The sequence below is a fragment of the Colwellia sp. 5_MG-2023 genome, from assembly GCF_030547795.1.
In the GTDB taxonomy this organism is placed as follows: domain Bacteria; phylum Pseudomonadota; class Gammaproteobacteria; order Enterobacterales; family Alteromonadaceae; genus Colwellia.
This window is the reverse complement of the sequence record NZ_JAUOPW010000052.1, coordinates 1-3880: the sequence shown is the minus strand read 5'-3', so window position 1 is coordinate 3880 and position 3880 is coordinate 1. Positions and strand designations below refer to the sequence as shown.

Below are 3880 nucleotides of genomic sequence, written 5' to 3'. Positions count from 1 at the left end.
CGCAGTAGCGCCGATGGTAGTGTGGGAGTTCCCATGTGAGAGTAGGACATTGCTAAACTTCTATTTAGAGAAGCCCGTAGCTGATGCTACGGGTTTTTTGCTTTCAGAGATAAAGTTACCTGACTCCTCGACAACTGCTCCTGCGTTGTTCTAATTTCCTACATCCATGTAGGGAATTCGTTCATACTGCCGCGGCGCTCAGAACTGAAACGCAGTAGCGCTCGAAGGTATAAGCGTGTGGGTGTTCTTCTCTTTATGTGAGACCGTTCCTGTGCATCCTGCACTCACGGCATTAGTGCATCCATGCACGTCAGTAGGACATTGCTAAACTTCTATTTAGAGAAACCCGATTCAAAAGAGTCGGGCTTTTTGCTGTCTGGGTTTTAATAAATAAACACAGAACAAGTACATATATACATCAATATCACTCCCAAGGTAGTGTGGCTTATGCTAGTTAAGCCCAGGTGGGTAAAGAACATGGTTAAGCTTTACTCTTTATTATATAAGGGAAGGCCTTTTTACTGTCAGGCGTAAAATTTGATTTTTATATATTAAATTAACCATGAGTTATTATTGTTAAAACTTTGATTGAGGCAGGTAATCACATTAGGTAAAGTTTCTTTCATATTATCTTCTTGATAGATTACATAAATTGGATAAGAAAATTCTGGTGAGTTTAGTACTCTTTCAAGTTTTCCTGATTGTAAATGAGGTTCCACTACGCGAGTTCTAAAGTATCCATTACCACCATTTTTCAATATATATTTTAATGCCATTGGTCCTAGATTAAAACTGAGAGTAGCCTGACGTGATAAGGGTAATACTGAATCTAATTGGTTTTTAAAGTCGTCCCCCCAATCGATAAATAAATAAGGGGAGGGGGTGATGGTTGAACGAACATGTATAAGCTTTTCTTCGACTATTTGTTCAACAACCAATCCTGAAAAGTAATTCGGTAGATGAACTACTATAGCATCCAGTTTATTTTCTTTTAATTTTTTGATCAACCCTGCCGTTTTATCTACTTCGATATGCACGTTTATATTTGGTAGAGTAGCTGTAATCTCTTCTAACCACTCGATCATGATTGGATTCCATAAACTGATATCTGCTCCAATATGAATTGATTCTGTTAAATTCATAGGTAGCTTCAGTTGATCCTGCGCTTTTTGCCATGTTTGTACAAGTGTTAAAGCATATGTTGAAAATACTTCTCCTTCTCTTGTTAATTGCGCGCCTGAGCGATTCCTTATAAATAATTTACAGTCTAGCTGGCTTTCCAAGTTTTTTATTCTAGTGGTTACGGCGGTTTGAGTTATATGTAATCGACGAGCAGCTTCAACAAATGTACCCGTGCTCATTATTTCTAAAAATGTTTTAGCAAGTATTATGTCCATGTATAAAAATAATTGAAGTTAAGTATGGTTATTATTCATTATACATAAGTTTTAACTTTTATTATCCTTTACACAGATTTTAGTTTTGAGAGTTAATTAAATGTATAAATTAGGTGTTTTTAGCATGGTATTAACATTTCTAGTTGTGCTAGTAGCTGTTTATATTTTGTTTGTTTCATTAATTGAACTTTCACTGGGTTGGACTATGTTTTGGCATTTCACACTTATCTTAACTGGATTAGCGTTTAAGTTCTCTTATGTTTTAGTCTTAGCATCTAGCCGTGGGAGTAAGGCTTAGGTGGAAATTAAAAAATTTAAGGTATTTACTCATATTATTAAAATGATAGGAATTGAAACATCTAATACCTCATTTTATGAAAAAATAATTTCTAGTATTGGTAGTATCATAGGGATATATTGTAGTTATATCATCACAAGTTCGGCATTAACCGATCCGCATAGTCATATCCTATTTACTTCTTTAGGAGCAACAGCAGTTCTAATTTTTGTTACCCCACACAGTGCTTTATCACAGCCTTGGAATATTGTGTGTGGTCATATTTTTTCTGCTGTAGTGGGGTATTTGGCACTACTTTATATTCCTGATGTTATTCTGGCTAGTTCACTGGCTGTTGGTGGTGCTATTGTTATTATGTATTTGACACGTAGTATTCATCCTCCTGGTGCGGCAACCGCCTTATTTATCATATTGTCAGGGCAAGAACATAGTTTTAACTTTGCTCTCATTTTTGAAGTATTATCTTTTAATCTTGTTGTTATTTTAATTAGTGGTGTCATTTTTAATAATTTATTTTATTGGCGTCGATATCCAGCATATTTTTATTTTCACAGTTTCCACTCTGAAAATAAATCCAATAACTTAAGTCATGAAGACTTCAGTGCAGCTTTAATTCATTTAGATTCATATATTGATGTTAGTTCAGAAGAGCTGGCATTGATTTTTGATTTAGCATTAGATAATGCAGCTCAAAATATAAATAAGAGTAAAATACCGGTAAATAAAAATTGTTTTTATAGTAACGGTGCATTAGGTAAAAATTGGTCTGTACGTGAAGTACGTGACATAGATGACAAAAAAGTAACCTATCAAACTGTCGTAGGAAATACGCCTTCAGTTTCTAAAAATTGTAGTATAAAAGAGTTTCAAAACTGGGCTAGGCTAGAAGTGATGGCTAAAAATAACACTTGGGTAAAAAAAGGTGTTTTACTTAATCGAGCAGGCTGTGAGTCTACATAAGTAAGATAATGGCCATAAAAATTTATGTAGATTTAAGTCTTAGTTACAACAATCAATATTTTTAATGAAAGATCTTTAAATTAATTATAACTTTTCTTGTACAATTATTTTAAAAGCTAAGTTAATGTTAGTATTACTTAAGCTATTAAATAATCAGTGTAGGGCTAAGGTTATGAAATCTGTATTTTCTACTATTTTTGTTATCTCTTTTTTTGCTTTTATCGCGGTTAAATTCTTTTTTACTAGTCTTTTTTCATTATTTGGCTATGCGGCTGTGCCTATTGAAAGCTTAGCAAGTTTAACCCATTCCAAAAAAATTATGCAAAAGATGCAAACCAGACATAAAGTAAAAAGTGCTAATGTGTCAAAGCGTTTTATTAAGCGGTCAGGAAAAAAAGTAGCGATAACGGCTGCTTCTGCTGCAACCATTGGCACCGTTGCTGTTATTGGTACGTTAACTTATTTAGAGATAAGTCAATATTGTGATGATAAACAGGTATTAAATGAAGATGCCAATATTCTATTTGATACTCAAGAAGAGTTTGATATGCAAGCCTGCTTAGAACAAGGAAAACAAGATTCTGCGAACTTTGCGAATGAGGCTTGGAATAATGTAAAAGATAGTAGTAGTGATATGTTAAATCGCTTAGAAAAGTCTAGTGATGAGTTCCTTGAGCCGAGTAGAAAGGCGACGATAGAATTATTTGAATCTATGGACAAATGGTATCAACAGATATTTGAATAAAGCGACGATAATGAATACTAGTCTTTAGTAATAAAGTGTTAACTTTTTAATAGATTTTCGATTTTATAATATATTTATAGCCGCCTGTTCACAATACACGCCAATAACTCTTCATTATGATACATCTCATTATTAGGCGAATAAATTCGTCCCTACGGTGATAATATTCGACTCCGTCGTCGAACATTTTGTAGGGGCGACTTCAGTCGCCTGATCACAATACACGTCAATAACTCTTCATTATGTTATATCTCAATATTAGGCGAATAAATTCGCCCCTACGGTGATAATATTCGACTCCGTTGTCGAACATTTTGTAGGGGCGACTTCAGTCGCCTGATCACAATACACGCCAATAACATTGGTATTATGTTATGTCCCATTATTAGGCGAATAAATTCGCCCCTACGGTGATAATATTCGACTCCGTCGTCGAACATTTTGTAGGGGCGACTTCAGTCGCCTGATCACAATACACGT

The 3880-nt window shown here is 34.6% G+C and carries 3 protein-coding genes; 2 read left to right on the top strand and 1 reads right to left on the bottom strand.

The window, feature by feature from the left end; genetic code table 11:
- Window positions 1-551 precede the first annotated feature (551 nt).
- Complete coding sequence (locus Q4496_RS17790; protein WP_215972907.1) at window positions 552-1397, bottom strand: LysR family transcriptional regulator; 846 nt, start codon at window positions 1395-1397, stop codon at window positions 552-554.
- Window positions 1398-1695: 298 nt separating this feature from the next.
- Here Q4496_RS17790 and Q4496_RS17785 point away from each other — a divergent pair, with 298 nt between their 5' ends.
- Both Q4496_RS17785 and Q4496_RS17780 read left to right on the top strand, forming a co-directional pair.
- Window positions 1696-2655: an HPP family protein gene (locus Q4496_RS17785; RefSeq protein ID WP_303610959.1), complete on the top strand. Its 960-nt coding sequence runs from the start codon at window positions 1696-1698 to the stop codon at window positions 2653-2655.
- A gap of 172 nt (window positions 2656-2827) precedes the next feature.
- Window positions 2828-3400: a hypothetical protein gene (locus tag Q4496_RS17780; protein WP_215972905.1), complete on the top strand. Its 573-nt coding sequence runs from the start codon at window positions 2828-2830 to the stop codon at window positions 3398-3400.
- Window positions 3401-3880 lie beyond the last annotated feature (480 nt).